This is a genomic window from Aquincola sp. J276 (assembly GCF_024700035.1).
GTDB lineage: Bacteria > Pseudomonadota > Gammaproteobacteria > Burkholderiales > Burkholderiaceae_C > Aquincola > Aquincola tertiaricarbonis.
Genome location: NZ_JAJONC010000001.1, coordinates 3,478,603 through 3,504,782 on the forward strand (window position 1 = coordinate 3,478,603; position 26,180 = coordinate 3,504,782).

At 70.4% G+C, this 26,180-nt stretch carries 24 protein-coding genes and 1 pseudogene; 16 read left to right on the plus strand and 9 right to left on the minus strand.

The features are described from left to right. The 11 genes from murD to LRS14_RS16210 all read left to right on the plus strand — a co-directional run bounded on the left by murD (position 1) and on the right by LRS14_RS16210 (position 12,665). On the plus strand, positions 1–1,806 hold the full coding sequence (gene murD, locus LRS14_RS16160; protein ID WP_257800161.1) for a UDP-N-acetylmuramoyl-L-alanine--D-glutamate ligase: 1,806 nt from the start codon (positions 1–3) through the stop codon (positions 1,804–1,806). Then, on the plus strand, positions 1,806–3,092 hold the full coding sequence (gene ftsW, locus LRS14_RS16165; RefSeq protein WP_257800162.1) for a putative lipid II flippase FtsW: 1,287 nt from the start codon (positions 1,806–1,808) through the stop codon (positions 3,090–3,092). Before murD ends, ftsW begins: the two co-directional genes overlap by 1 nt. Then, entirely contained in the window at positions 3,089–4,135 is a 1,047-nt protein-coding gene (gene murG / locus LRS14_RS16170; protein WP_404977560.1) for an undecaprenyldiphospho-muramoylpentapeptide beta-N-acetylglucosaminyltransferase, read from the plus strand. Before ftsW ends, murG begins: the two co-directional genes overlap by 4 nt. Before the next feature lie 128 nt (positions 4,136–4,263). Next, entirely contained in the window at positions 4,264–5,673 is a 1,410-nt protein-coding gene (murC, locus tag LRS14_RS16175; protein ID WP_046111038.1) for a UDP-N-acetylmuramate--L-alanine ligase, read from the plus strand. Continuing rightward, positions 5,670–6,656: a D-alanine--D-alanine ligase gene (locus LRS14_RS16180; protein WP_257800163.1), complete on the plus strand. Its 987-nt coding sequence runs from the start codon at positions 5,670–5,672 to the stop codon at positions 6,654–6,656. Before murC ends, LRS14_RS16180 begins: the two co-directional genes overlap by 4 nt. A gap of 4 nt (positions 6,657–6,660) precedes the next feature. Further along, on the plus strand, positions 6,661–7,476 hold the full coding sequence (locus LRS14_RS16185) for a cell division protein FtsQ/DivIB (protein ID WP_046111040.1): 816 nt from the start codon (positions 6,661–6,663) through the stop codon (positions 7,474–7,476). An 18-nt stretch (positions 7,477–7,494) separates the two neighbouring features. Beyond that, a complete protein-coding gene (gene ftsA / locus LRS14_RS16190; RefSeq protein ID WP_046111041.1) occupies positions 7,495–8,724 on the plus strand; it encodes a cell division protein FtsA in 1,230 nt (409 codons plus the stop codon). An 89-nt stretch (positions 8,725–8,813) separates the two neighbouring features. Then, positions 8,814–10,037: a cell division protein FtsZ gene (ftsZ, locus tag LRS14_RS16195; protein WP_046111042.1), complete on the plus strand. Its 1,224-nt coding sequence runs from the start codon at positions 8,814–8,816 to the stop codon at positions 10,035–10,037. Between the two features lie 149 nt (positions 10,038–10,186). Beyond that, positions 10,187–11,422 (plus strand): cystathionine gamma-synthase family protein, encoded by a 1,236-nt coding sequence (locus LRS14_RS16200; RefSeq protein ID WP_257800164.1) that lies wholly within the window; start codon positions 10,187–10,189, stop codon positions 11,420–11,422. Positions 11,423–11,484: 62 nt separating this feature from the next. Beyond that, positions 11,485–12,420 (plus strand): UDP-3-O-acyl-N-acetylglucosamine deacetylase, encoded by a 936-nt coding sequence (lpxC, locus tag LRS14_RS16205; protein ID WP_257800165.1) that lies wholly within the window; start codon positions 11,485–11,487, stop codon positions 12,418–12,420. 17 nt (positions 12,421–12,437) lie between these two features. Continuing rightward, positions 12,438–12,665: a hypothetical protein gene (locus tag LRS14_RS16210; protein ID WP_046111044.1), complete on the plus strand. Its 228-nt coding sequence runs from the start codon at positions 12,438–12,440 to the stop codon at positions 12,663–12,665. On the opposite strand, the gene aqpZ is transcribed toward LRS14_RS16210, so the two are convergent. Next, a complete protein-coding gene (gene aqpZ, locus LRS14_RS16215; protein ID WP_257800166.1) occupies positions 12,635–13,321 on the minus strand; it encodes an aquaporin Z in 687 nt (228 codons plus the stop codon). The genes LRS14_RS16210 and aqpZ overlap by 31 nt on opposite strands. Positions 13,322–13,559: 238 nt before the next feature. On the opposite strand from aqpZ, the gene LRS14_RS16220 reads away from it, so the two are divergent. Continuing rightward, on the plus strand, positions 13,560–14,546 hold the full coding sequence (locus tag LRS14_RS16220; RefSeq protein ID WP_257800167.1) for a tripartite tricarboxylate transporter substrate binding protein: 987 nt from the start codon (positions 13,560–13,562) through the stop codon (positions 14,544–14,546). A 15-nt stretch (positions 14,547–14,561) separates the two neighbouring features. Here the strand turns inward: LRS14_RS16220 and LRS14_RS16225 are convergent, their stop codons facing one another. The 7 genes from LRS14_RS16225 to dusB are packed head-to-tail and all read right to left on the minus strand — an operon-like array spanning position 14,562 to position 20,087. Further along, positions 14,562–15,050 (minus strand): MgtC/SapB family protein, encoded by a 489-nt coding sequence (locus tag LRS14_RS16225; RefSeq protein WP_046111047.1) that lies wholly within the window; start codon positions 15,048–15,050, stop codon positions 14,562–14,564. 26 nt (positions 15,051–15,076) lie between these two features. After that, positions 15,077–15,631: a crossover junction endodeoxyribonuclease RuvC gene (gene ruvC / locus LRS14_RS16230; protein ID WP_046111048.1), complete on the minus strand. Its 555-nt coding sequence runs from the start codon at positions 15,629–15,631 to the stop codon at positions 15,077–15,079. Next, a complete protein-coding gene (locus LRS14_RS16235; RefSeq protein ID WP_046111049.1) occupies positions 15,628–16,593 on the minus strand; it encodes a phosphatidate cytidylyltransferase in 966 nt (321 codons plus the stop codon). Before LRS14_RS16235 ends, ruvC begins: the two co-directional genes overlap by 4 nt. A 10-nt stretch (positions 16,594–16,603) precedes the next feature. Continuing rightward, the gene (locus LRS14_RS16240; RefSeq protein ID WP_257800168.1) at positions 16,604–17,230 is read right to left on the minus strand and encodes a lysophospholipid acyltransferase family protein; all 627 of its coding nucleotides are present in this window, start codon (positions 17,228–17,230) and stop codon (positions 16,604–16,606) included. After that, entirely contained in the window at positions 17,227–18,798 is a 1,572-nt protein-coding gene (purH, locus tag LRS14_RS16245; RefSeq protein ID WP_257800169.1) for a bifunctional phosphoribosylaminoimidazolecarboxamide formyltransferase/IMP cyclohydrolase, read from the minus strand. The genes LRS14_RS16240 and purH overlap by 4 nt, the downstream gene beginning before the upstream one ends. An 8-nt stretch (positions 18,799–18,806) precedes the next feature. Further along, the gene (locus LRS14_RS16250) at positions 18,807–19,043 is read right to left on the minus strand and encodes a Fis family transcriptional regulator (RefSeq protein WP_046111052.1); all 237 of its coding nucleotides are present in this window, start codon (positions 19,041–19,043) and stop codon (positions 18,807–18,809) included. Between the two features lie 18 nt (positions 19,044–19,061). Then, positions 19,062–20,087, minus strand: coding sequence for a tRNA dihydrouridine synthase DusB (gene dusB, locus LRS14_RS16255; RefSeq protein WP_257800170.1), 1,026 nt, complete (start codon positions 20,085–20,087; stop codon positions 19,062–19,064). Between the two features lie 107 nt (positions 20,088–20,194). Here dusB and LRS14_RS16260 point away from each other — a divergent pair, with 107 nt between their 5' ends. Continuing rightward, positions 20,195–20,689, plus strand: coding sequence for a YqaA family protein (locus LRS14_RS16260; protein WP_046111054.1), 495 nt, complete (start codon positions 20,195–20,197; stop codon positions 20,687–20,689). A 20-nt stretch (positions 20,690–20,709) separates the two neighbouring features. Beyond that, a complete protein-coding gene (locus tag LRS14_RS16265; protein WP_257800171.1) occupies positions 20,710–22,203 on the plus strand; it encodes a carboxypeptidase M32 in 1,494 nt (497 codons plus the stop codon). 22 nt (positions 22,204–22,225) lie between these two features. On the opposite strand, the gene LRS14_RS16270 is transcribed toward LRS14_RS16265, so the two are convergent. Beyond that, a complete protein-coding gene (locus tag LRS14_RS16270) occupies positions 22,226–24,535 on the minus strand; it encodes a cation-translocating P-type ATPase (protein ID WP_257800172.1) in 2,310 nt (769 codons plus the stop codon). A 72-nt stretch (positions 24,536–24,607) separates the two neighbouring features. Here LRS14_RS16270 and LRS14_RS16275 point away from each other — a divergent pair, with 72 nt between their 5' ends. Continuing rightward, positions 24,608–25,042, plus strand: coding sequence for a Cd(II)/Pb(II)-responsive transcriptional regulator (locus tag LRS14_RS16275; protein WP_257800173.1), 435 nt, complete (start codon positions 24,608–24,610; stop codon positions 25,040–25,042). 60 nt (positions 25,043–25,102) lie between these two features. Continuing rightward, positions 25,103–26,009: pseudogene (gene argB, locus LRS14_RS16280) on the plus strand (acetylglutamate kinase). The last annotated feature ends 171 nt before the right edge of the window (positions 26,010–26,180 follow it).

Genomic DNA, 26,180 nt, shown 5'->3' on the forward strand with positions numbered 1-26,180 from the left:
ATGGACCACCTGACTGACCGCCACCTGCTGGTGCTGGGCCTGGGCGATTCCGGGCTAGCGATGGTGCGCTGGTGCGTGGCCGGCGGCGCCACCGTGCGCGTATGGGATTCGCGCGAGCAGCCGCCGCAGGCTGCCACGTTGCGCGCCGAGCTGCCGCAGGTGCAGTTGTCCAGCGGCCCGCTGCAGCCGGCCGAGGCGCTGCAGGGCGTGGAGCTGGTGCTGAAGAGCCCGGGCCTGTCGCCGCTGGACGAGCGCATCCGCCCGCTGCTGGAGGAAGCCGCTGCCGCCGGCATCCCGGTGCAGGGCGAGCTGGACCTATTTGCCCGCGCATTGGCCGAGCTGAAGGCCACGCGGGGTTATGCGCCGCAGGTGCTGGCCATCACCGGCACCAATGGCAAGACCACCACCACCGCGCTGACCGCGCTGCTGGTGGAGCGCTGCGACAAGCGCGTGGCCGTGGCCGGCAACATCGGCCCGACGATGCTGGACACCCTGGCCGCGCTGCTGGCGCAGGAGCCGGAGGCCGAGCCTGCCGCCCCCGTGGCGGAGCCGGCAGCCGTGCCCGCGGCCGCCCAAACGGCGCCCGAGTCCGAAGGCACCGACGCCCTTGACCCCGAGGCCGAGGCGGGCATCGACGGCGACGAGCCCGAGGCCGCCGCCAACGAAGCCGCATCGCTCCCCGACGACGCACCGCTGGTGCTGGCGCCCCCGCCCCCGGCCGCGCCGCTGTTCCAGGCGCTGCCCGAGGTCTGGGTGCTGGAGCTGTCCAGCTTCCAGCTGCACGGCGTGCGCGGCTTCGAGCCCAGCGCGGCCACCATCCTCAACCTCAGCCAGGACCACCTGGACTGGCACGGCGACATGCGCGCCTATGGCGAGGCCAAGGCCCGCATCTGGGGCGAGCAGGCGGTGCTGGTGGTCAACCGCGACGATCCCGCCGTGGAAGGCCTGGTGCCGGCCCCGCTGCCGGTGATCAACACCACCACCGGCAAACCCTTCAAGCCCGCCAAGGGCAAGCTGCCGCGCACCGTGGCCCGCCGCGCGCTGCGCTTCGGGCTGGACGCGCCGCGCGCGCCCGGCGACTTCGGCCTGGTGACCGAGAACGGCATCGCCTGGCTGGTGCGGGCGCTGGAAGCCGACCCCACCGAGAAGCGCCGCGCGGGCGACGAACCCGAGATCCACCTGCAGCGGCTGATGCCCGCCGATGCGCTGCGCATCCGCGGCCGCCACAACGCCGCCAATGCACTGGCCGCGCTGGCGCTGGCCAGTGCCATCGGATGCCCGCTGGCGCCGATGCTGCACGGCCTGCGCGAATACCGCGGCGAGCCGCACCGGGTGGAGTTCGTCGCCAGCGTGGAAGGCGTGGAAGCCTTCGACGACAGCAAGGGCACCAACGTGGGCGCCACCGTGGCCGCGCTGCTGGGCCTGGGCGCCGACAAGGCCCCGGGCAAGCTGGTGGCCATCCTGGGCGGCGACGGCAAGGGCCAGGACTTCGCGCCGCTGGCTGTGCCGCTGGCCCGCCATGCACGGGCCGTGGCCCTGATCGGCCGCGATGCCGACGCCATTGCCGATGCACTGGCCGCCGAGGCCGAGCGCAGCGGCCTGGCCTTGCAGCACATCGCGCTGCGCCGCCACGAGGCGCTGCCGCAGGCCGTGGCCTGGTGCTTCGAGCAGGCGCAGCCGGGTGATGCAGTGCTGCTCAGCCCCGCCTGCGCCAGCCTCGACATGTTCCGCAACTACGCCCACCGCGCCGAGGTGTTCGTGCAGGCGGTGCAGGCCCATGCGGCCGAACACGGGGAGCACGTCTGATGGCCCGCAGCCTGCAGATGCCTTCGATGCTGGCCGGCCTGCGCGAGCGGCTGGGCAACCTGCGCGCGCCCTTCGCGCGCAAGCCCGACGACGACGGCAGCCACCGCGTGCCGGTGCGCGACTGGGTGCCCAGCTCGTCCCGGCCCACGGCGGTGCAGGGCATCGACCGCACGTTCATCTGGGTGGTGGTGGCCTTGCTGGCCCTGGGCCTGGTGATGGTGTATTCGGCCTCGGTGGCCCTGCCCGACAACCCGAAGTTCGCGCGCTACGCCTCCACGCACTTCCTCACCCGGCACATGCTGTCCATCTTCCTGGCCTGCGTGGTGGTGGTGCTGGTGCTGCAGATCCCGATGAGCGAATGGGAGAAGTGGGCGCCTTGGATCTTCGTCATCGCGCTGGTGCTGCTGGTGGCGGTGCTCATCCCCGGCGTGGGCAAGGGCGTGAACGGCGCGCGGCGCTGGATTCCGCTGGGCATCATGAACTTCCAGCCCAGCGAGCTGGCCAAGCTGGGCATCGCGATGTACGCGGCCAGCTACATGGTGCGCAAGATGGATGCGCGGGAAAACTTCTTCCGCGCCGTCACGCCGATGGCGGTGGCGCTGGGCGTCATCGGCATCCTGCTGCTGGCCGAGCCGGACATGGGCGCCTTCATGGTCATCGCCGCGATGGCGCTGGGCATCCTGTTCCTGGGTGGCGTCAACGGCCGCATGTTCTTCCTGAGCGTGGCGGTGCTGGTGGGCGCCTTCGTGCTGATGATCGTGTTCAGCGAGTTCCGCCGCCAGCGCATCTTCGCGTACCTGGACCCCTGGAATCCCGACTATGCGCAGGGCAAGGCCTACCAGCTCACCCATTCGCTGATCGCCTTCGGCCGCGGCGAGATCTTCGGCCAGGGCCTGGGCGGCAGCCTGGAGAAGCTGCACTACCTGCCCGAGGCGCACACCGACTTCCTGCTTGCCGTGGTGGGCGAGGAGCTGGGCCTGATCGGCGTGCTGGCGGTGGTGGCCGCCTTCTTCTGGCTCACCCGCCGCATCTTCCACATCGGCCGCCAGGCCATCGCGCTGGACCGCGTGTTCGCCGGCCTGATGGTGCAGGGCATCGGCATCTGGATGGGCGGCCAGTCCTTCATCAACATGGGCGTGAACCTGGGCGTGCTGCCCACCAAGGGCCTCACGCTGCCGCTGATGAGCTACGGCGGCAGCGCCATCGTGATGAACCTGGTGGCCCTGGCCATCGTGCTGCGCACCGACATGGAAAACCGCGCGCTGATGCGGGGCGGCAGAGCATGAGCCATCTGATCATCATGGCGGCGGGCACCGGCGGCCACATCATTCCCGGCATCGCGGTGGCCCGCGAGATGCAGGCCCGCGGCTGGACCGTGAGCTGGATGGGCACGCCCGCCGGCATGGAGAACACGCTGGTGCCCGCGGCGGGCATTCCCATCGACCGCCTGGGCTTCGCCGGCTTGCGCGGCAAGGGGCTGCTGCATGCGGTCAAGGGAGCGTTCAAGCTCGTCGGCTCCTTCGCCGAAAGCCTGAACATCCTGCGCCGCCGCAGTGCCGACGCGGTGCTGGGCATGGGCGGCTACGTGTGCTTCCCGGGCGGGCTGATGGCCGGCCTGATGCGCAAGCCGCTGGTGCTGGTCAATGCCGATGCGGCGCTGCTGCTGTCCAACAAGGGCTTGCTGCCTTTCGCCGACCGCGTGGCCTTCGGCTTCGACGGCGCCGATGCGGCGCGCACGCGCCACTCGGTGGTCACCGGCAACCCGGTGCGCGCCGAGATCGAGGCGCTGCCGGTGCCGGCCCAGCGCTTTGCCGGCCGCAGCGGCCCGCTGCGGGTGCTGGTGCTGGGCGGCAGCCTGGGCGCACGGGTGCTCAACCAGGCGCTGCCCGCCGCGCTGGCGCTGATCGAGGCCGACCAGCGGCCCATCGTCATCCACCAGACCGGCGCGGCGCATGTGGAGTCGGTGCGCGCGGCCTATGCCGAGGTGCGGGTGCAGGCCGAGGTGCTGCCCTTCATCGAGGACATGTCGCGCCGCCTGGCCGAATGCGACCTGGTGGTGTGCCGCGCCGGCGCGGTGACGGTGAGCGAGCTGTGCGCCGCCGGCGTGCCCAGCGTGCTGGTGCCGCTGATCGTCAGCACCACCTCCCACCAGCGCGACAACGCGCTGTTCATGGCCCAGCACGGCGCCGCGGTGCACCTGCCGCAGGCCGAGCTGAGCCCGCAGAAACTGGCCGAGCTGTTCCAGGCCACCGACCGCGCGGCCCTGCTGGCCATGGCCGAGAAAGCCCACCCTGGCCCGCCCCCGCGCCGCGGCCCGTGTGGCGGATGAGATTGAAAGGCTGGTGGCGAAATGAGCCGCAGGCAAGAACAACAGCGGGACGAGCGCCGGGCCGCTCCCAAGCCGGCCCGCATCCCCGCGGGGGATCGGCAGACGTACTCGGCTGACGAGGGGCGGACATGAAGCACGCCGTTAAACATATTCACTTCGTAGGGATCGGCGGCTCCGGCATGAGCGGCATCGCCGAGGTGCTGCACAACCTGGGCTACGTCATCTCGGGCTCCGACCAGAGCGACAGCGTCGTGGTGCGCCGCCTGGCCGGGCTGGGCATCCGCGTGGCGGTGGGGCATGACGCGGCCAACATCGCCGGTGCCGAGGCCGTGGTCATCAGCACCGCGGTGCATGGCGACAACCCCGAGGTGATCGCCGCGCGCAGCCGCCGCGTGCCGGTGGTGCCGCGCGCGGTGATGCTGGCCGAGCTGATGCGCCTGCGCAAGGGCATCGCCATCGCCGGCACCCACGGCAAGACGACCACCACCTCGCTGGTCACCAGCGTGCTGGCCGAGGCCGGCATCGACCCCACCTTCGTGATCGGCGGCCGCCTCAACAGCGCCGGCGCCAACTCGCGGCTGGGCTCGGGCGAGTACATCGTGGTGGAGGCCGACGAGTCGGACGCCTCCTTCCTCAACCTGTCGCCCATCCTGTCGGTCATCACCAACATCGATGCCGACCACATGGACACCTACGGCCACGACTTCGCCAGGCTGAAGGCGGCCTTCGTGGACTTCCTGCACCGCATGCCGTTCTACGGCGCGGCCATCGTGTGTGCGGACGATCCCGGCGTGCGCTCGGTGATCCCGATGGTGTCGCGCCCGGTGGTGACCTACGGCTTCAACGAGGACGTGCAGATCCGCGCCGTCAACGTGCAGGCGCTGCCCGGCGGCCAGATGCGCTTCACTGCGCAGCGCCGCAACGGCGTGCGCATGCCCGACCTGGACATCACGCTGAACCTGCCCGGCGAGCACAACGTGCGCAACGCGCTGGCCGCGGTGGCCGTGGCCACCGAGTTGGAGCTGCCCGATGCGCCCATCGTCAGCGCCCTGGCGGCCTTCGGCGGCGTGGGCCGGCGCTTCCAGCGCTACGGCGAGCTGCCGGCGTCCGAAGGTGGCGAGTTCACGCTGATCGACGACTACGGCCACCACCCGGTGGAGATGGCCGCGGTGGTGGCAGCCGCACGCGGCGCCTTCCCGGGCCGCCGGCTGGTGCTGGCCTTCCAGCCGCACCGCTTCACCCGCACGCGCGACTGCTTCGAGGACTTCGTGAAGGTGCTGGGCACCGCCGACGCGGTGCTGCTGACCGAGGTGTATGCCGCCGGCGAGCAGCCCATCGTGGCCGCCGACGGCCGGGCGCTGGCCCGCGCGCTGCGCGTGGCCGGCCAGGTGGACCCGGTGTTCGTTGACGACATCAACGAACTGCCCGCCACCATCGCCAAGCAGGCGCGTGCGGGCGACGTGGTGATCTCGATGGGGGCTGGCAGCATCGGTGCGGTGCCGGCCAAGGTGGTGGATCTGCTGGGAGTGGCGGCATGAGCAGTGCGCCGACGATCGATCCGAAGGCCCTGGGCAAGACCGCCGTGCTGATGGGCGGCAGCTCGGCCGAGCGCGAGGTGTCGCTGATGTCGGGCACCGGCGTGCTGAATGCGCTCAAGGCCATGGGCGTGGACGCCTATGCCTTCGACCCCGCGCAGCGCGAGCTGTCGGCGCTGAAGCACGAAGGCTTCCAGCGCGTGTTCATCGCGCTGCACGGCCGCCATGGCGAGGACGGCACGGTCCAAGGCGCGCTGGAGCTGCTGGGCATCCCGTACACCGGCTCGGGCGTGATGGCCTCGGCGGTGGCGATGGACAAGGTGATGACCAAGCGCATCTGGCTGGCCGAGGGCCTGCCCACGCCGCGTTATGCCTGCCTCACGCCCGCCGAACAGACGCACGAGCGCATCCGCACCGTGCCCGACGACCTCGGCCTGCCGTTGATCGTCAAGCCGCCGCACGAGGGCTCGTCCATCGGCGTGACCAAGGTGGCGGGCTACTCGCAGATGCAGGAAGCCGTGCAGCTGGCCGCGGGCTACGACCCCGAGGTGCTGTGCGAGGAATTCATCGACGGCGAGGAAGTGACCTGCCCGGTGCTGGGCGAAGGTGCCGATGCGCATGCGCTGCCGGTGATCCGCATCGTGGCGCCCGAAGGGGCCTACGACTACCAGAACAAGTACTTCACCGACGACGTGCACTACCTGGTGCCCAGCGGCCTGCCCGAGGCCGAGGAGCGCGAGATCCAGCGCATCGTGCTGCAGGCCTATCGCACGCTGGGCTGCCGCGGCTGGGGCCGGGCCGACCTGATGGTGCGCGCCAGCGACCGCAAGCCCTTCCTGCTGGAGATGAACACCTCGCCGGGCATGACCGGCCACTCGCTGGTGCCGATGTCGGCCCGCGCCGCCGGCATCAGCTACGAGCAGCTGTGCCTGAACCTGCTGGCGGACGCCCGGTTGGACAGCGCCCGCCCGAACCAGGATGCGTGAACGCATGAACATGGCCCTGCCCAACGACGTGCGCCTGACCAACGCGGTGGCCAACACCGTGTTCGTGCTCGCCGGTCTGGTGCTGGCCGCGGCGCTGGTGGCCTGGGTGGCCCGGCTGCCGATGTTCGCGCTGCGCGGCATCGTGGTGGATGGCGAGTTGTCGCGCAGCAGCGTGGCCACCATCCGCGCCAATGCCGCGCCGCAGCTGCAGGGCAACTTCTTCACCATCAACCTGGCGGCCGCCCGCGCGGCCTTCGAGACGGTGCCCTGGGTGCGCCAGGCCATCGTGCGCCGGGTGTGGCCCAACCGGCTGGCGGTCACCCTCACCGAGCACGAGGCCGCCGCGTTCTGGGAGAACGAGGAAGGCGACGAGCGCCTGGTGAACGTGCAGGGCGACGTGTTCGAGGCCAACCTGGGCGACGTGGAGGACGAGGGCCTGCCGCGCCTGTCCGGCCCGGACGGCAGCGCCGCCCAGATGCTCTCGCTGTACCGCCGGCTGCAGCCGCTGCTGGCACCGCTGCAGGCCGATGTGACGGCGCTGCGCCAGTCGCGTCGCGGCTCCATCCGCGCCGAGCTGGAGGGCGGCGCCACCCTCGAGATCGGCCGCGGCACCGAGGACGCCCTGGCCGAGCGCACCGAACGTTTCGTGCGCACGCTGCCGCAGGTACTGGCGCAGTACCCCGGCCGTGCGCTGCAGTACGCCGATCTCCGGCACAACGATGCCTATGCGCTGCGCATCGAGGGCGTGAGCACGCTGGTCGCGCCGCCCCCGCCGGTGCGACCCAAGCCCGCGCCGCGCCCCGCGGCACGGCAACGCTAAAGACATCAGGACACACAGATGGCCAAGGAATACAAGGATCTCGTCGTCGGGCTCGACATCGGCACCGCCAAGGTGATGGCCGTGGTGGCTGAAGTGCTGCCCAGCGGGGAGCTGCGGGTGGCGGGCCTGGGGGTGGCCTCGTCGCATGGCCTCAAGCGCGGCGTGGTGGTCAACATCGACGCCACGGTGCAGAGCATCCAGCAGGCCTTGAAGGAGGCCGAGATGATGGCCGACTGCAAGATCACCAGCGTCTACACCGGCATCACCGGCAGCCACATCCGCGGCCAGAACTCCACCGGCATGGTCATCGTGCGCGACAAGGAGGTGACGCCGGTGGACGTCACCCGCGTGGTGGAGACGGCCAAGGCCATCAACATCCCCAACGACCAGCGTCTGCTGCTGGTGGAGCCGCAGGAATTCGTCATCGACGGCCACGAGGTGAAGGAGCCGATCGGCATGAGCGGCGGCCGGCTCGAGGTCAAGGTGCACATCGCCACCGGCGCGCAGAGCGCGGCCGAGAACATCATCAAGTGCGTGCGCCGCTGCGGGCTGGAAGTGAACCTGCTGGTGCTCAATCCCAGCGCCTCCAGCCATGCGGTGCTGACCGAGGACGAGAAGGACCTGGGCGTGGCGCTGGTGGACATCGGCGCCGGCACCACCGACGTGGCCATCTTCACCGACGGCGCGATCCGCCACACGGCCGTGATCCCGATTGCCGGCGACCTGATCACCAGCGACATCGCGATGGCGCTGCGCACGCCCACCAAGGACGCGGAAGAGATCAAGGTGGAGTACGGCGTGGCCAAGCAGCTGCTGGCCGACCCGAGCGAGAACCTGGAAGTACCCGGCCTGGGCGACCGCGCGCCGCGCATGTTGTCCAGACAGGCTTTGTCGGGCGTGATCGAGCCGCGGGTGGAGGAGATCTTCTCGCTGGTGCACCAGGTCATCCGCGACAGCGGCTACGAGGAGCTGCTGTCCAGCGGCATCGTGATCACGGGCGGCTCGGCGGTGATGCCGGGCATGGTGGAACTGGGCGAGGACATCTTCCTCAAGCCGGTGCGCAAGGGCCTGCCGACGTACAGCGGTGCGCTGCACGACATGGTGGCCAATCCGCGCTCGGCCACGGTGATGGGTTTGCTGGAGGAGGCGCGGCTGGGGCGGGCGCGGGGCCACAAGGCCGCCGCGCAGGCGGGCTCGGTGGAGACGCTGTTCGGCCGCGTCAAGGATTGGTTTTTTGGGGTGTTTTAGTAGAAGAAGCCCGTCATGAGGCTTCGTACAGGCGGGACGCAATGAGCGTCGATATGAATCAACGGCAACTGCTAGGCAAGGAGTCAACAATGGCCATCGAAATGATCGAGGAATTCGACCAAGGCACTCAGATCCGCGTGATCGGCGTCGGTGGTGGCGGCGGCAACGCTGTCGATCACATGATCGCCAAGGGCGTTCAGGGCGTGGACTTCGTCTGCGCCAACACGGACGCGCAGGCGCTCAGCCGCAGCAGCGCGAACAGCGTCATCCAGCTGGGCACCACCGGCCTCGGCGCCGGTGCCAAGCCGGCTGCCGGCCGCGCCGCGGCCGAGGAGGCGGTGGACCGCATCAAGGCGTCGATCGACGGCGCCCACATGCTGTTCATCACCGCCGGCATGGGCGGCGGCACCGGCACCGGCGCCGCGCCGGTGATCGCGCGCGTGGCCAAGGAGATGGGCATCCTGACCGTGGGCGTGGTGACCAAGCCCTTCGAGTTCGAAGGCAACCGCCGCCTGAAGGCCGCCGACGAAGGCATCGCCGAGCTGGAGGCCAACGTCGACTCGCTGATCGTGGTGCTCAACGAAAAGCTGCTGGAAGTGCTGGGCGACGACATCACCCAGGAAGAAGCCTTCGCCCATGCCAACGACGTGCTGCGCAATGCGGTCGGCGGCATCAGCGACATCATCCACGTGCCGGGTCTGGTCAACGTCGACTTCGAGGACGTGAAGACCGTGATGAGCGAGCCGGGCAAGGCGATGATGGGCACGGCGCAGGCCGGCGGCCCGGACCGCGCCACCAAGGCCGCGGAACAGGCCGTGGCCTGCCCGCTGCTGGAAGGCATCGACCTGTCGGGCGCCAAGGGCGTGCTGGTGCTGATCGCGGCGAGCAAGAACACCTTCAAGCTGGCCGAGAGCCGCAATGCGATGAACACCATCCGCCGCTATGCCGCGGACGATGCGCACGTGATTTACGGCACGGCCTACGACGACAGCCTGGGCGACCAACTGCGTGTAACGGTGATCGCCACCGGCCTGTCGCCGGCCCGCCGCGCGCAGGCCCCCATCAGCGTGGTGCACAGCGCCCCGATGCTGCGCACCGGCACGGACAACCTGCCCATCCTGAACCAGGTGGCGCAGCCGATGAACGTGAACGGCCTGGGCGGCGCGCCGATGCAGCACGACTACAGCCAGCTCAGCACCCCCAGCGTCTGGCGCAACGGCCGCACGCAGGCGGCTGCCAAGGTGGACGCGCTGGCCAGCAACGGCATGGACGAGATCGAGATTCCCGCCTTTCTCCGCAAGCAGGCCGATTGAATGGGGCACCCGGCGTCATGAGTACATGACGCCACCCGCCAAGCGGGTTGCGCGGCCGCCTTCGGGCGGCCGGGCGGCGGCCGCGGGGGGCCTTGTCGTCTGTGAAAATGTGATCGAGGGCGCCGCGTCGGCGCCCGCGAGAACATGACATGAGCGACTACGGATTCACCACCCGCACCGTGCACGCGGCCCAGGACGCTGGCGCCGAGCATGGGGCGGTGCACATGCCGATCCACACCTCGGTGCAGTACGGCTTCCAGAAGGTGGAGGACCTGATCGGCGTGTTCCAGGGCCGCATCAAGGGCGGCTTCAACTACGCCCGCCAGGGCACGCCCACCACCGCCGCATTGGAAGCGCTGGTCACCCGCATGGAAGGCGGCCTGGGCAGCATCAGCTTCGCCACCGGCATGGCGGCCATCACGGCCACCTTCCTCACGCTGCTGCGTGCGGGCGACCATGTGGTGTCCAGCAAGTTCGTCTTCGGCAACACCAACAGCCTGTACGGCACGCTGGCCGACCTGGGCATCGCCACCACCCGGGTGGACACCGGCGACGTCGCCAACGTGGAAGCGGCCTTGCGCCCCAGCACGCGGCTGGTGTTCGTCGAGACCATCTCCAACCCCGGCACCCGCATCCCCGACCTGGAAGCCATCGGCCGGCTGTGCCGCGAGCGCGGGCTGCTGTACGTGGTGGACAACACCGTCACCTCGCCCTACCTGTTCCAGCCGCGCAGCGTGGGCGCCAGCCTGGTGATCAATGCGCTGACCAAGTCGATCGCCGGCCATGGCGATGCACTGGGCGGCACGGTGACCGACACCGGCCTGTTCGACTGGCAGGGCTATCCCAACATCTTCGCCAACTACCGCAGCGGCGATGCGAAGCAGTGGGGCCTGACCCAGATCCGCAAGAAGGGCCTGCGTGACATGGGCGGGGCGCTGTCGTCGGACCATGCGCACCGCATCATGGTGGGCGCGGAGACGCTGGAGCTGCGCTGCGACCGCACCAGCGCCACGGCCTTCGCGCTGGCGAAGTGGCTGCAGGCCCATCCCGCCGTCGCCCGCGTGCACTACCCGATGCTGGAGAACCATCCGCAGCATGCGGCGGCGAAGAAGCACTTCAAGTCCGGCTCCTGGCTGCTGAGCTTCGAACTGGCCGACCCGGCCCGGCTCGTGCCGGTGATCGACCGGCTGCGCCTGCCGGTCAGCGCCACCGGCCTGGCCGACACCCGCACGCTCATCATCCCGGTGGCGCCCACCATCTTCTGGGAAGCGGGCGCCGAGGTGCGCGCCGACATGGGCATCGCCGACGGCATGATCCGGCTGTCGGTGGGCCTGGAGGACGAGCGCGACCTGATCGCCGACTTCGAGCAGGCCCTGGCCGGCTGAAGCCGCGGGCGCGCAAGCCCCGCCGCGGTGCGCGGCCGGGGGGCATGGCCGACAATGCGGCCATGCTGCGCCAACGAACCCTCCAGTCCCTCACCCGCGCCGTGGGCGTGGGCGTGCACAGCGGCCGCAAGGTCGAGCTGACGCTGCGGCCGGCGCCGCCGGACCACGGCATCGTGTTCCGTCGCATCGACCTGCCGCAGCCGGTGGACATCCCGGTCTCGGCCGAGGCGGTGAGCGACACCCGCATGGCCTCGACCATCTCCGCCGGCGGCGACCCTGGCGCACCCAAGGTGCAGACGGTGGAGCACCTGATGTCGGCCTGCTGCGGCCTGGGCCTGGACAACCTGCAGATCGACATCACCGCCGACGAGGTGCCCATCCTCGACGGCTCGGCCGCCAGCTTCGTGTTCCTGCTGCAGAGCGCCGGCATCGTGTTGCAGGACGCGCCCAAGCGCTTCATCCGCGTGCTCAAGCCGGTGGAGCTGCGCGAAGGCGAGGGCGCTGCGCTCAAGTGGGCGCGGCTGGAGCCGCACCATGGCTACCGCCTCACCTTCGAGATCGAGTTCAACCATCCGGCGGTGGATGCCACCGGCCAGCGCGTGGTGTTCGAGATGGGCAGCGGCCAGTACAAGCGCGAGATCGCGCGCGCCCGCACCATCGGCTTCGCCAAGGACGTGGACGTGATGCGCGCCCGCGGCCTCACGCTGGGCGGCAACATGGACAACGCCATTGTCTTCGGCGACCGCGAGCTGCTCAATGCCGATGGCCTGCGCTACGACGACGAGATCGCCAAGCACAAGATCCTGGATGCCATCGGCGACCTCTACATGGCCGGCAAACCCATGCTGGCCAGCTACACCTCGTTCAAGGGCGGCCATGCGCTCAACAACAGGCTGCTGCGCAAGCTGATGGCCGACCGCAGCGCCTGGGAGATCGTCAGCTTCGACGACGAACGCGACGCGCCGGCCGGCTTCGCCGAGCTGGCCCCCGCCTGGTGAGCGGGGGCTGACGGCCGATGGTTTTCTTCCGGGTGCTGATCGGACTGCTGGCGCTGGCCAGCGTGGTGTGCTTCGTGATGTACGCCGCCACGCGCGACGCCCGCTGGCGCCGGCGTGGCTGGCTCATCATGAAATGGACGCTCATCGCGTCCGTGGGCTTCTTCGCGGTGCTGATCGCGGAGCGGCTGTTCTGGCCGCCGCAGTCCTTGCCCGCTCAGTCCCTGCCGCCGCCCACCACGCGGTAGGCCAGCGCGCCGATCACGCCGCCGGCGATCGGCGCCAGCCAGAACAGCCACAGCTGCTGCAGCGCCCAGGCATCGGCGAACAGCGCCACGCCGGTGGAGCGGGCCGGGTTGACCGAGGTGTTGGTCACCGGGATGCTGACCAGGTGGATCAGCGTCAGGCACAGGCCGATGGCGATGGGCGCGAAGCCCGCCGGCGCACGGCCGTCGGTGGCGCCCAGGATCACGAACAGGAAGAAGGCCGTGAGCACCACCTCGCACACCAGCGCGGCGGCCATGCCGTACTGGCCGGGCGAATGCTCGCCGAAGCCGTTGGATGCGAAGCCGCCAGCCGCGAAGCCGGGCTTGCCGCTGGCGATGAGGTACAGCACGGCGCCTGCGGCCACCGCCCCGGCCACCTGGGCCAGGATGTAGGGCACCAGCTTGCCGCCGTCGAAGCGGCCGCCGGCCCACAAGCCCACGGACACGGCCGGGTTCAGGTGGCAGCCCGAGATGTGGCCGATGGCATAGGCCATGGTCAGCACCGTGAGGCCGAAGGCCAGCGAGACGCCGTGCAGGCCGATGCCCACTTCAGGGAACGCTGCGGCCAGTACGGCGCTGCCGCAGCCGCCCAGCACCAGCCACAAAGTGCCGAGGAATTCGGCGGTGGTTGCTTTCATCAGATCACTCCTCTTGTTGTCGAAGCCTGCGCGGACCCTGCCGCTGTTACAGGTGGCGGCGAACTGTGACAGGCTTGGTGATAAGTGATGAGCGTCTCTCCCTGATTCGTGAACTGATGCCGGCTTCCCGTGCCAGCTGCGTCACCTGCGCGACAAGCTGGGCGGGTTCTTCATCTGGCGGCCGCTTCGCGCGGCGAGGAAGATGGGCTCGACCGAAGCCTTCTGGAAGTTGATCCGCATGCGCAATCCCTCCCGCCGCCAGTTCCACCGACAGCTGCTGGGCGCCAGCGCCCTGGTGGCCACGCCCGCCGTGTGGGCGCAGGGCGCCGCCTGGCCGTCCAAGCCGATCCGCATCGTCGTGCCCTATCCGCCGGGCGGCTTCACCGACGTCACTGCCCGCCTGGTCGCGCAGAAGCTGCAGGAGCGCCTGGGCCAGACGGTGCTGGTCGACAACAAGGCCGGCGCCAACGGCATCATCGGCACCGATGCGGTGGCCAAGGCCGCGCCCGACGGCTACACCATGGGCGTGGTGATCGCGGCCTATGCGGCCAACACCACGCTGTATCCCAAGCTGCCCTACGACCCGCGCAAGGACATCGCCGCGGTGTCGCTGATCGGCCTGTCGCCGCTGGTGGCCGCCGTCAACAACGAGGCACCGTTCAAGACCGCGGCCGAGCTGGTGGCCTATGCCAAGCGCCATCCAGGCAAGGTGAGTTTCGGCTCCAGCGGCAGCGGCTCGGCGGCGCACCTCACCACCGAGTACCTGAAGGCACTGACCGGCTCGTACATGGTGCACATCCCCTACCGCGGCGCGGCGGCGGCGCTGACCGACCTGATGGGTGGGCAGATCCAGCTGTTCCTCGACGCAGCCTCCGGCCTGATCGCGCCGGGCAAGGCCGGCAAGGTGCGGCTGATCGGCGTGGCCAGCGACAAGCGCCTGCCCGCATTGCCCGAGGTGCCCACCTTCATCGAGCAGGGCGTGGCCGGCTTCACCGGCAGCACCTGGGCCGGGCTGCTGGCGCCGGCCGGCACGCCGAAGGACATCGTCAAGCGGGTGTCCGACGAGGTGGCGCGCATCGTGCGCCTGGACGACGTGAAGAGCCGGCTGGAGCAGATGGGCACCATCCCGGTGGGCGGCACGCCGGAGGAATTCCAGTCCTTCATCGACACCGAGACCGCCAAGTGGGGCAAGGTGATCCGCGACGCCAAGGTGACCGCCGAGTAGGCGGCGCCCCCGCGCTCAGCGGTTGGGGCTCACGCGATTGATCAGCCGCGGCAGCCAGTGCAGGATGGCCAGCGCCAGCAGGGTGCTGAGCATGGCCGAGGCCTCCCGCCCCAGGCCGACGCCCACGCCGATGGCCGCGGTGAGCCAGATGCCGGCGGCGGTGGTCAGGCCCTGCACGTTCTCCTCGTCGCGGCCCTTGATGATGGTGCCGGCGCACAGGAAGCCGATGCCGGCCACCACGCCCTGGATCACGCGGCTCATGTCGGTGTCCGACACGCCCGCCTGCTGCGGTATCAGCACGAACAGCGCGGCGCCCAGCGCCACCAGCATGTGGGTGCGCACGCCGGCGGCCTTGCCGGTGCGCTCGCGTTCCCAGCCCAGCATGCCGCCCAGCAGCGCGGCGATGACCAGCCGCACCACGATGCGGGTGGCCTGCTCCACGTCGGGCACATCGGAGAACTCCTGCTGCAGCGCAGACAGCACCGATTGCCAAACCCCGTCCATCTTCCTCGCCTCCTGCGGCTGTGTGGTCAGTACACGCGGCCGCGGCGGTAGGTGGCGTGGGTCTTGCGCGCCAGCGTCGTGGCCTGGGCCAGTGCGGCCAGCGAGTGGCCTGCATGGGCCTGGGCAATTGCCAGGCCCAGCGCGTCGGCCGCGTCCTTGCCGGGCAGGCCGGGCAGGGCCAGCAGGCGCATCACCATCGCCTGCACCTGCTCCTTGCGGGCGCCGCCGTGGCCGACGACGGCCTTCTTCATCTGCAGCGCGGTGTGCTCGGCCACCGGCAGCCCGCGCGACACCAGCGCCGCCAGCGCCGCGCCGCGGGCCTGGCCCAGCAGCAGCGTGCTCTGCGGGTTGACGTTGACGAACACGATCTCCACCGAGGCATGGTCGGGCGTGTAGCGGCCCACCACCTCGGAAACGCCCTCGAAGATGATCTTCAGCCGCGCCGGCAGGTTGCCGCGCTCGGCGCCCGCGGTCTTGATGGTGCCGCTGGCCACATAGGCCAGACGCGGCCCGTCGACGTCGATCACGCCAAAGCCGGTGGTCTGCAGGCCGGGGTCGATGCCAAGGATGCGGGACGTCACAGGAAATACCAGCGGACGAAATGGAAGAAGACCGGTGCGGCGAAGCAGAGCGGCGCCACGCGGTCCAGCAGGCCGACGGCGCCGGTGACGGCGCTGCGGTTGCCCCAATGGTGCACCCCGGCGTCCCGCTTGAGGGCCTTCATCACGAACTCACCGAAGGTGCCGCTGCCGGCCGCGATGAAGGCCATGGCCAGCGCCTGCCCGGCCTTGAAGGGCGTGGCCCAGTACAGCAGCGCCCCGGCCAGCGCCGCGGCCAGCGCGCCCAGCACCCAGGCCTGCAGCGAGAAGCTGCGGCTGATCTGCCGTGCGACGGGCCGGCGCCGCAGCCAGCGGCTGGCGCCTTCCTGCGCCAGTTGCGCGATGACCACCACGAACACCAGGAAGAACAGCAGGAAGGCGCCGCGGCCCTCGTAGTTCGGAAAATCGAGCAGCAGCAGCGCCGGGGCGTGGCTGAGGCCGTACACGCACACCACGATGCCCCACTGGATCTTGGCATTGCGCTCCAGGAAGCGTTCCGGGTCGCCGGCCAGCGCGCTCACCACCGGCAGCGCAAAGAACACGTAGACCGGGATGAACACGGTGAACAGGTCGAAATGCCGCGTGCCCACGATCACGTACTGCAGCGGCAGCACCACGAAGAAGGCCAGGATCAGGCTGCGGTGGTCGCTGCGGCGGGTGTGCTGCAGCGTGATGAACTCGCGCAGCGCCAGGAAGGACACGATGCCGAACAGCAGCGTGGCGCCCACCGCACCCCAGATCCAGGCCAGCCAGAACAGCACCGCGCCATTCCACAGCGCCAGCAGGTCGCGCTTCATGTGGCGGTGGGAGGTGGTGCTGGCGGCCTCCGGATGGCGCAGCGACCAGCCCACCGCCGTGGCCGTGGCCGCCAGCAGCACGCCGAAGAGGATGACGAACAGCAGGCCCACCTGCTGGTCGACGCCGAGCTGGCGCAGTGCGCTCATGGGCAGGCCCTCATGCGGCCGGCCTGGGACGCAGTGCGATCACGGCGTCGCGGGCACGGGCCAGGAAGGCGGCCTTGTCCTCGCCGAGCGTGGGCGCCACCGGCGCGCCGAAGGTCACGGTGCACAGCACCGGCACCGGCACCACTTCGCCCTTGGGCATCACGCGCTGCACGTTGTCGATCCAGGTGGGAATCAGCCGCGCCTCGGGAAAGCGCATGGCCAGGTGGTACAGGCCGCTCTTGAAGCCGGCCGGCTCGGCCTGCGCACCGCGGGTGCCTTCCGGGAAGATCACCAGCGAGTCGCCTTGCTCCAGCGCCGCGGCCAGGGGCTCCAGCGGGTCCTGGTCGTCGACGCGCTTGCGGTCCACGTACACCGCATGGAACACCTCGCGGGTGATCCAGTGCTTGAGCTTGCCGGTCGTCCAGTAGTCGCGCGCCGCGATGGGCCGGGTGCTGGCCCGCAGGTCACGCGGCAGCGCCGCCCAGATCAGCACCCAGTCGAGGTGGCTCTGGTGGTTGGCGAAGTAGATGCGCTGCTCCGCCTTGGGCGGGCAGCCCTTCCAGTGCCCCTGCGCCCCCGTGACCAGCCGGGCCACGAACGCCAGCGTGAGGCCGGCGGCTTCGACTGCAAAGCTCAATGTCTGAAATGCCTCACGCCGGTCAGCACCATGGCGATGCCGCGCTCGTCGGCGGCGGCGATCACCTCGTCGTCGCGCATGCTGCCGCCGGGCTGGATCACGCAGGTGGCACCCGCGTCGCACACCACGTCCAGGCCGTCGCGGAACGGGAAAAAGGCGTCGCTGGCCACCGCGGTGCCGGCCAGCGTGAGGCCGGCATTGCCGGCCTTGATCGATGCGATGCGGGCCGAGTCGATGCGGCTCATCTGCCCGGCGCCCACGCCCATGGTCATGCCGTCGGCGCAGAACACGATGGCATTGCTCTTGACGAACTTGGCCACCTTCCACGCAAACAGCAGGTCCTGCATCTGCTGCGGCGTGGGCTGCTTCTTCGTCACCACGCGCAGCTCGGCCGGCTGCACGTTCTTGGCATCGGCCGACTGCACCAGCAGCCCGCCGCCCACGCGCTTGAAGTCCAGCGTGTTCATCGACGGCGCCAGCGGCACTTCCAGCAGCCGCACGTTCTGCTTGCCGGCGAACACGTCACGCGCCTCGGCGCTGATGGCCGGGGCGATCAGCACCTCCACGAACTGCTTGACCACCAGCTGCGCCGCTTCCACGTTCAGCGGCCGGTTGAAGGCGATGATGCCGCCGAAGGCCGAGGTGGGGTCGGTCTTGAAGGCCTTGGCATAGGCTTCGGCCGGGCTCGCGGCCACGGCCACGCCGCAGGGGTTGGCATGCTTGACGATGACGCAGGCCGGCGCGTCGAAGGTCTTGACGCATTCCCAGGCCGCATCGGCATCGGCGATGTTGTTGTACGAAAGTTCCTTGCCCTGCAGCTGCCGCCAGCCGGCCAGCGTGCCTTCGGCCGGCTGCGCATCGCGGTAGAAGGCGGCGCTCTGGTGCGGGTTCTCGCCGTAGCGCATGTCCTGCACCTTGTGCAGCTGCAGGTTGAGCACCGCGGGGTAGTCCAGCCGCGTGGGCGTGGCGGCGGTGGCCAGCTCGGCGCCGGCCTGCAGGCCGCTCAGGTAGCTGGCGATCATGCCGTCGTAGGCCGCGGTGTGCGCAAACACCTTGCGCGCCAGGGTGAACTTGGTGGTGCGGTCGATCTGGCCGTCCTTCAGTTCCACCAGCACGCGCGAATAGTCGGCGGGGTCGATCACCACCGCCACGTCCTGCCAGTTCTTGGCGGCTGCACGCAGCATGGCCGGGCCGCCGATGTCGATGTTCTCGATGGCGTCTTCCAGCGTGCAGTCGGCCTTGGCCGTGGCCTGCGCGAAGGGATAGAGGTTGATCACCAGCAGGTCGATGGTGTTGATGCCGTGCTCGGCCAGCGCGGCCATGTGGGCCGGCACGTCGCGCCGGGCCAGCAGGCCGCCGTGGATGCGCGGGTGCAGGGTCTTCACGCGGCCGTCCAGCATCTCCGGGAAGCCGGTGACTTCCGACACCTCGGTCACGGGCAGGCCCGATTCGGCCAGCAGCTTCGCGGTGCCGCCGGTGGACAGCAGCTTGACGCCGGCGGCATGCAGCTCGCGGGCGAAGTCGACGATGCCGGTCTTGTCGGAGACGGAGATCAGTGCGGTGGTCATGGCGGGCCTTACTTGATGAGCTTGTGTTCGAGCAGCTTGCGCCGCAGGGTGTTGCGGTTGATGCCCAGCCACTCGGCGGCCTTGCTCTGGTTGCCTTGCGCGTGCTGCATCACCACGTCGAGCATGGGCTTCTCGACGGCATTGAGGATCATCTCGTGCACCGAGTGCGGTTCCACGCCACGCAGGTCGCGGAAGTACTGCTCCAGGCTCTCGCGCACGCAGGCTTCGAGGTGTTTTTTGGTCATGGACTCACAGGAAGGAGGTCAGGCCGACAGCGCCAGCCGGCTGTCGTTGGCGGGCAGCCGCTCGTGCTGCTCGGCCAGGCGGTCGAACCAGTCGGCCACCGCACGCAGCTGCTGTTCGCAGTCGTCGATCAGGTTCATGCGGGCGCGGAACTCGGCCCCGCCGGGCAGCGCATGCACGGCCCAGCCGATGTGCTTGCGCGCGCTGCGCACGCCCGACTGCTCGCCGTACAGGCCGTAGTGGTCCAGCAGGTGGGCCACCAGCCAGCCGCGCACGTCGGCCACCGGCGGCGGCGGCAGCAGCGTGCCGGTGGCCAGGTAGTGGGCGATCTCGCGGAAGATCCAAGGCCGGCCCTGTGCCGCGCGGCCCACCATCAGCGCGTCGGCACCTGTATAGGCAAGTACGGCGCGTGCCTTCTCGGGGGAATCGATGTCGCCGTTGGCCACCACGGGAATGGACAGCGCTGTCTTCACGGCCGCGATGGTGTCGTACTCGGCCTGCCCGCTGTAGCCCTGCTCGCGCGTGCGGCCATGCACCGTCACCATGGCCACGCCGGCGGCCTCGGCCGCGCGGGCCATGGTCACCGCATTGCGCTCGGTGTCGCACCAGCCCGTGCGCATCTTCAGCGTCACCGGCACGTTGCGCGGCGCGCAGGCGGCCACCACCGCCTCGACGATGCGCAGGGCCAGCGGCTCGTTGCGCATCAGCGCCGAGCCGGCCCACACGTTGCACACCTTCTTGGCCGGGCAGCCCATGTTGATGTCGATGACCTGCGCGCCACGGTCGATGTTGTATCGCGCGGCATCGGCCATCTCGGCCGGATCGACACCGGCCACCTGCACCGCGATGGGCGCGCTCTCGCCGGTGTGGTCGGCGCGGCGGGAGGTCTTCAGGCTCTTCCACAGCTCGCGCTTGGAAGTGACCATCTCGCTGACCGCATAACCGGCGCCCAGCTGCTTGCACAGCATGCGGAAAGGCCGGTCGGTCACCCCTGCCATCGGGGCGACAAACAGCCTGTTCGGCAGCTCGACGTGGCCGATCTTCATGGGGCGGGGGTGGGGGTGGTGCTGAAAAAGGAGGCAGGAGTATAGCGGCGCCCACCGCCGCGCCCGGGTGCGTGGCAGGGCCGGTGCCGTCGTGATAATGCCGCCCGATGGAAAGCTGGTTGCAGGCCGCCCTGGCCACGGTGATGAATGCGCTGGCCCTGCCTGAAGTGGGCCTAGGTGCGGTGTTCCTGGTGTCGCTGGTGTCGGCCACGCTGCTGCCGCTGGGCTCGGAGCCGGCGGTGTTCGGGCTGGTCAAGCTGGACCCGGCGATGTTCTGGCCCGCGGTGCTGGTGGCCACTGCCGGCAACACGGTGGGCGGCGCCATCAGCTGGTGGATGGGCTACGGCGCCGAGCTGGCCTACGAGAAGGCCACGCACCATCCGGCGGACAACCGCGCGCTGCGCTGGCTGCAGCGCTTCGGCCCCAAGGCCTGCCTGCTGTCGTGGCTGCCGGTGGTGGGCGATCCGCTGTGCGCCGTGGCCGGCTGGCTGCGCCTGCCCTTCTGGCCCTGCGTGGGCTACATGGCCGTGGGCAAGTTCCTGCGCTATGTGACGATGACCGCCGGCCTGCTGTGGTTCTTCCCCGGCCGCTTCACACCTTGACCCGCACTCCGGAGTGCCCGATGAGCCCGACCCCCGCCTACGACGAGCTGACCCGCCACTGCCAGCGCCTGCACCGCTTCGACCACCTGGCCGCCATCTGCGGCTGGGACCAGGCCGCCAACATGCCGCCGCAGGGCAACCAGGCGCGCAGCGAGGCCCTGGCCGAACTGGCCGGCCTGACCCACCGCCTGCGCACCGACGTCAGCCTGCCCGAGCGACTGCAGCAAGCCGAGCAGGAGCCGCTGGACGATGCCCAGCGCGCCAACCTGCGCGAGATCCGGCGCGACTGGTTCAATGCCAATGCGCTGCCCGAGGCGCTGGTGCAGGCGCGGCAGATCGCCACCTCGCGCTGCGAACATGCCTGGCGCACCCAGCGGCCGGCCAACGACTGGGCCGGCTTCGTCGAGAACTTCCGCGAGGTGCTGCGCGTGGGCCGCGAGGAAGCACGGCTGCTGGCCGAGCAATCGGGCCTGTCGAAGTACGACGCCCTGATGGACCGGTATGAGCCCGGCATGCGCTGCGCCACGGTGGACCGCGTGTTCGGCGAGGTGCGGCAGTGGCTGCCGGGGCTCATCGCCCAGGCCACCGAACGCCAGCGCGGCCGGCCGCTGGCGCAGCCGGTGGGCCCGTTCCCGGTGGACCGCCAGCGCGCGCTGTGCGAGGCGGCGATGCGGCTGCTGGGCTTCGACTTCAACGCCGGCCGGCTGGACGTGAGCACCCATCCGTTTTCCGGCGGCGTGCCGGAGGACGTGCGGCTGACCACCCGCTACAGCACCGACGAGTTCCTTATCAGCCTGATGGGCACCATCCACGAGACCGGCCACGGCCGCTACGAGCAGAACCTGCCGCGTGCACTGCTGGGCCAGCCGGTGGCGCAGGCGCGCTCGATGGCCATCCATGAAAGCCAGTCGCTCAGCTTCGAGATGCAGCTGGGCCGCAGCCGCGCCTTCGTCGAGCGGCTGGCGCCACTGGTGGTGCAGCACCTGGGCCCGCAGCCGGCCTTCGAGCCGGACAACCTCTGGCGCCTGCTGACGCAGGTGATGCCGGGGCGCATCCGCGTGGATGCGGACGAGGTGACCTACCCGGCCCACGTGATCCTGCGCTACGAGATCGAGCGACCGCTGATCGAAGGCGAGATCGAGGCCGAGGACATCCCCGCGTTGTGGAACGCGAAGATGCAGGAGCTGCTGGGCATCGACACCCGCGGCGACTTCACCAACGGTCCGTTGCAGGACGTTCACTGGCCCGAGGCGCTGTTCGGCTACTTCCCGTGTTACTCGCTGGGCGCGATGTACGCGGCGCAGTGGTTCGCCGCGATGCGCCGCGCCGTGCCCGACACCGATGCCCGCATCGCGCAGGGCGACTTCACGCCGGTGTTCGGCTGGCTGCAGGCGCACATCTGGTCGCAGGGCTCGCGCTGGCCCACCGACGAGCTGGCCCTGCGCGCCAGCGGCGAGCCGCTGAACCCGGCGCACTTCAAGGCCCACCTCGAGGCGCGCTACCTGAACGACTGAGTCGCCCGGGCGGCGGGCCGCCTCAGGGCTTGTGCCGCAGCAGCCGCAGCCCGTTGGCCACCACCAGCAGGCTGGCACCCATGTCGGCGAACACCGCCATCCACATGGTGGCGCCGCCCAGCACCGCGGCCAGCAGGAAGGCGGCCTTGATGCCCAGGGCCAGGCTGATGTTCTGCCACAGCACCGCATGCGTGCGGCGCGACAGGCGCACCGTCTCGGCGATGCGGCCCAGGTCGTCGTTCATCACCACGATGTCGGCGGCCTCGGCCGCGATGTCGGTGCCGGCCGCGCCCATGGCGATGCCGATGTCCGAGCGGGCCAGCGCCGGCGCGTCGTTGATGCCGTCGCCGGCCATCGCGGTGGGGCCGTGGCGCTTCTGCAGCGCTTCGATGCGGGCCAGCTTGTCGGCCGGCAGCAGGTCGCCCTCGGCCTGCTCGATGCCCGCCTGCGCGGCCACGGCGCGCACGGTGGCGGCGTTGTCCCCGCTCAGCATCACTGGCTGCAGGCCCAGCGCGCGCAGGGCGGCCACGGCCTGCGCGGCATGCGGCTTGACCGTGTCGGCCACCGCGAACCAGGCCAGCGCCTGGTGCTCGTCGGCCAGCACGGTGACGCTGCGGCCGGCCGCTTCCTGCTCGCGCAGCGCCGCTTCCAGCGCCGGGCTGCACTGGCCGCGTTCCTCGATCAGCCGGTGGTTGCCCAGCACCAGCTGGCGACCGTCCACGCGGCCGGACATGCCGCGGCCGCCCAGCGCATCGCTGTGGTCCACCGGCGCGTGGTCGGCCGGCAGCCCGGCCGCGATGGCACGCGACACCGGGTGCTGCGACGCATGCGCCAGGCTGGCGGCCAGCCGCGCGGTGGCCTCGGCCGGCTGGCCCGCCAGCGCCTGCCAGGCCACCAGCACCGGCTGGCCGTGGGTGATGGTGCCGGTCTTGTCGAAGGCCACCGCCTTCAGCAGGCGCGCCTGCTCCAGGAAGGCGCCGCCCTTGATGAGGATGCCTCGGCGCGCCGCCGCGGCCAGGCCGCTGACCACGGTCACCGGCGTGGAGATGACCAGCGCGCACGGGCAGGCGATCACCAGCAACACCAGGGCCTTGTAGATGGCCTCGGGCCAGGCCCAGCCGGCCAGCCAGGGACCGAGCAGCGCCACTGCCAGCGCGATGGCGAATACGGCCGGCGTGTACACCGCGGCGAAGCGGTCCACGAAGCGCTGGGTGGGCGCTCGCGCGCCCTGCGCCTGTTCCACCGCCTGGACGATGCGGGCCAGGGTGCTGTGGTCGAAGGCGCTGCTCACCCGCAGCTCCAGGGCACCGGCCTGGTTCACCGTGCCGGCGAACACCGGGTCGCCTTCGGTCTTGTCCACCGGAATGCTCTCGCCGGTGACGGCCGACTGGTCGACCGCGCTGCGCCCGGCCACCACCGTGCCGTCGAGCGGTATGCGCTCGCCGGGCCGCACGCGCAGCACTGCGCCCACCGGCACGCCGGCGGCCGGCTGCTCGGCCCAGCGGCCGTCGGGCTGCCGCACCTGGGCGGTCTGCGGCGTCAGCGACAGCAGCCCCTGCACCGCCCGGCGGGAGCGGTCGACGGCGCGCGCCTCGATGGCCTCGGCCAGCGCATACAGCGCCATCACCATCGCCGCTTCCGGCCACTGGCCGATGGCGAAGGCGCCGGTGACGGCCACGGCCATCAGCGCATTGATGTTCAGCCGGCCATGGCGCAGGGCCTGCAAGCCCTTGGCGTAGGTCTCCAGCCCGGCCAGCAGGATGGCCACCGCCGCCACGGCCATGCCGCCGATGCGCCAGGGCAGGGTGTCGGGTGCCAGGAAGTGCAGCCCTTCGGCAGCGGCGGCCAGCAGCAGGGCGGCCACCAGCCGCGGGGTGTTGCCGGCCGGAGGCTGCACGTCGGCCTCCGCCGCCAGCGGCGTGGCGCTGTAGCCGGCCTGGCGGATGGCCTCGGCCGCCGCGGCGACCACGGGCGGCTCCGCGTCCACCGTCAGCGTGCGGCTGCCGAGGTGGAAGCTGAGCGCGCGGATGCCGGCCAGCGGCTCCAGCGCGCGGCGGATGTCGGATTCCTCGGCGGCACAGTCCATCTGCGGCACATGCAGGCGGGTGCCCCGCCCGGCTGGTGGTGCGCTGGCGGCCGCGGCGGGCGCCGGGCCGCAGCAGCCGGCCTGCGGGCTGCACGCGGCATCGGCGGCGGGCTCGTGTGCATGCCCATGCCCATGCGCATGGTCGTGCGCGTGGCTGTGCGGATGCGTGTGTGCATGAAAGTCAGGGTGCGAGCCCTCGGGGCGGGCTGCCGCGGCATGCGCGATCGGAATGTGTCCATGGGCCATGGGCGCATTGCAAACCCCGGAGCCACTCCAGAGTCAAGCCGCTACAGTGGCCTTGGGCAACAGGAGCAGCGCATGCGCATCGGGGAACTGGCGGCCGCCGCCGGCATGGACGTGGACACGGTGCGCTTCTATGAGAAGTCGGGCCTGCTGCCCGCGCCGGCCCGCGGCGACAACAACTACCGGCGCTACGACCACGCCGCGCTGCAGCGCCTGCGGTTCATCGGCAACTGCCGCGCGCTGGACATGAGCCTGGACGAGATCCGCGTGCTGCTGGCCCACCTGGACGCGCCCGGCGCGGATTGCTCGGTGGTGGACCAGGTGGTGGCCGAGCACCTGGGCCACGTGCGGGAGCGCATCGCCGCGCTGCAGGTGCTGGAGCGGCAGCTGGCAATGCTGCAGCGCTCCTGCCAGCAGGCGCAGCCGGGCGAGCTGTGCGGCATCGTCCTGGCGCTGGGCGAGGCCCGCGACAGCGAACTGCCACCGGCCCGCGGCGTGCACAGCCGGTAGCCTCCGCCCGGGGGGCGTCCCTACAATCGGCGATCACTTTGCTGCGTTGCACCAACCGCCATGACTGCCCCGACCGTTCCCGACCTCCAGCACATCGCGCCGCGTGAGCAGGCCGAGATCCTGGCGCAGGCCCTGCCGTACATCCGCAAGTTCCACGGCAAGACCATCGTCATCAAGTACGGCGGCAACGCGATGATCGACCCGGTGCTGCAGCAGGACTTCGCCGAAGACGTGGTGCTGCTCAAGCTCGTGGGCATGAACCCGGTGGTGGTGCACGGCGGCGGCCCGCAAATTGACGAGGCGCTGAGCCGCCTGGGCAAGAAGGGCACCTTCATCCAGGGCATGCGCGTCACCGATGAAGAGACCATGGAAGTCGTCGAATGGGTGCTGGCCGGCCAGGTGCAGCAGGACATCGTCGGCCTGATCAATGCCGCCGGCGGCAAGGCCGTGGGCCTGACCGGCCGCGACGGCGGCCTGATCCGCGCCCGCAAGCTGAAGATGGTGGACAAGAACGACCCGTCCATCGAGCACGACGTCGGCCAGGTGGGCGAGATCGAGTCCATCGACCCCAGCGTGGTGAAGGCGCTGCAGGACGACCAGTTCATCCCGGTAATCTCGCCGCTGGGCTTCGGCTCCGAGAACGAGAACTACAACATCAATGCCGACGTGGTGGCCGGCAAGCTGGCCGAGGTGCTGCGCGCCGAGAAGCTGGTGCTGCTGACCAACACGCCCGGCGTGCTGGACAAGGCGGGCAACCTGCTCACCGACCTGTCGGCGCGCCAGATCGATGAGCTGTTTGCCGACGGCACCATCAGCGGCGGCATGCTGCCCAAGATCTCGGGGGCGTTGGACGCGGCCAAGGGCGGCGTGAACGCGGTGCACATCATCGATGGCCGGGTGCCGCATGCGATGCTGCTCGAGATTTTGTCGGACCAGGGCCTACGGCACCATGATCCGGTCGCATTGATCCAACGCCTGCGTAGGCATCCGCCGACAACGTCGTCCATCTTTACGCAGCCGGCTGGCTTCTTTCCGCAAAATTGGCGCTGACACCAGCCTCGTGCCCGCATTATTCGCGTCGGCGCAATGCGTCGTTGCCGGCATTCGGGTTTTTCTCATCAGGGTTGCTCCCTACAGT

What these genes read in the sequence shown, in the direction of transcription:
- murD (WP_257800161.1), top strand. Translation starts at nt 1, where the DNA reads ATGGACCACCTGACTGACCGCCACCTGCTGGTGCTGGGCCTGGGCGAT.
- ftsW (WP_257800162.1), top strand. Translation starts at nt 1,806, where the DNA reads ATGGCCCGCAGCCTGCAGATGCCTTCGATGCTGGCCGGCCTGCGCGAG.
- murG (WP_404977560.1), top strand. Translation starts at nt 3,089, where the DNA reads ATGAGCCATCTGATCATCATGGCGGCGGGCACCGGCGGCCACATCATT.
- murC (WP_046111038.1), top strand. Translation starts at nt 4,264, where the DNA reads ATGAAGCACGCCGTTAAACATATTCACTTCGTAGGGATCGGCGGCTCC.
- LRS14_RS16180 (WP_257800163.1), top strand. Translation starts at nt 5,670, where the DNA reads ATGAGCAGTGCGCCGACGATCGATCCGAAGGCCCTGGGCAAGACCGCC.
- LRS14_RS16185 (WP_046111040.1), top strand. Translation starts at nt 6,661, where the DNA reads ATGAACATGGCCCTGCCCAACGACGTGCGCCTGACCAACGCGGTGGCC.
- ftsA (WP_046111041.1), top strand. Translation starts at nt 7,495, where the DNA reads ATGGCCAAGGAATACAAGGATCTCGTCGTCGGGCTCGACATCGGCACC.
- ftsZ (WP_046111042.1), top strand. Translation starts at nt 8,814, where the DNA reads ATGGCCATCGAAATGATCGAGGAATTCGACCAAGGCACTCAGATCCGC.
- LRS14_RS16200 (WP_257800164.1), top strand. Translation starts at nt 10,187, where the DNA reads ATGAGCGACTACGGATTCACCACCCGCACCGTGCACGCGGCCCAGGAC.
- lpxC (WP_257800165.1), top strand. Translation starts at nt 11,485, where the DNA reads ATGCTGCGCCAACGAACCCTCCAGTCCCTCACCCGCGCCGTGGGCGTG.
- LRS14_RS16210 (WP_046111044.1), top strand. Translation starts at nt 12,438, where the DNA reads ATGGTTTTCTTCCGGGTGCTGATCGGACTGCTGGCGCTGGCCAGCGTG.
- aqpZ (WP_257800166.1), bottom strand. Translation starts at nt 13,321, where the DNA reads ATGAAAGCAACCACCGCCGAATTCCTCGGCACTTTGTGGCTGGTGCTG.
- LRS14_RS16220 (WP_257800167.1), top strand. Translation starts at nt 13,560, where the DNA reads ATGCGCAATCCCTCCCGCCGCCAGTTCCACCGACAGCTGCTGGGCGCC.
- LRS14_RS16225 (WP_046111047.1), bottom strand. Translation starts at nt 15,050, where the DNA reads ATGGACGGGGTTTGGCAATCGGTGCTGTCTGCGCTGCAGCAGGAGTTC.
- LRS14_RS16235 (WP_046111049.1), bottom strand. Translation starts at nt 16,593, where the DNA reads ATGAGCGCACTGCGCCAGCTCGGCGTCGACCAGCAGGTGGGCCTGCTG.
- purH (WP_257800169.1), bottom strand. Translation starts at nt 18,798, where the DNA reads ATGACCACCGCACTGATCTCCGTCTCCGACAAGACCGGCATCGTCGAC.
- LRS14_RS16250 (WP_046111052.1), bottom strand. Translation starts at nt 19,043, where the DNA reads ATGACCAAAAAACACCTCGAAGCCTGCGTGCGCGAGAGCCTGGAGCAG.
- dusB (WP_257800170.1), bottom strand. Translation starts at nt 20,087, where the DNA reads ATGAAGATCGGCCACGTCGAGCTGCCGAACAGGCTGTTTGTCGCCCCG.
- LRS14_RS16260 (WP_046111054.1), top strand. Translation starts at nt 20,195, where the DNA reads ATGGAAAGCTGGTTGCAGGCCGCCCTGGCCACGGTGATGAATGCGCTG.
- LRS14_RS16265 (WP_257800171.1), top strand. Translation starts at nt 20,710, where the DNA reads ATGAGCCCGACCCCCGCCTACGACGAGCTGACCCGCCACTGCCAGCGC.
- LRS14_RS16270 (WP_257800172.1), bottom strand. Translation starts at nt 24,535, where the DNA reads ATGGCCCATGGACACATTCCGATCGCGCATGCCGCGGCAGCCCGCCCC.
- LRS14_RS16275 (WP_257800173.1), top strand. Translation starts at nt 24,608, where the DNA reads ATGCGCATCGGGGAACTGGCGGCCGCCGCCGGCATGGACGTGGACACG.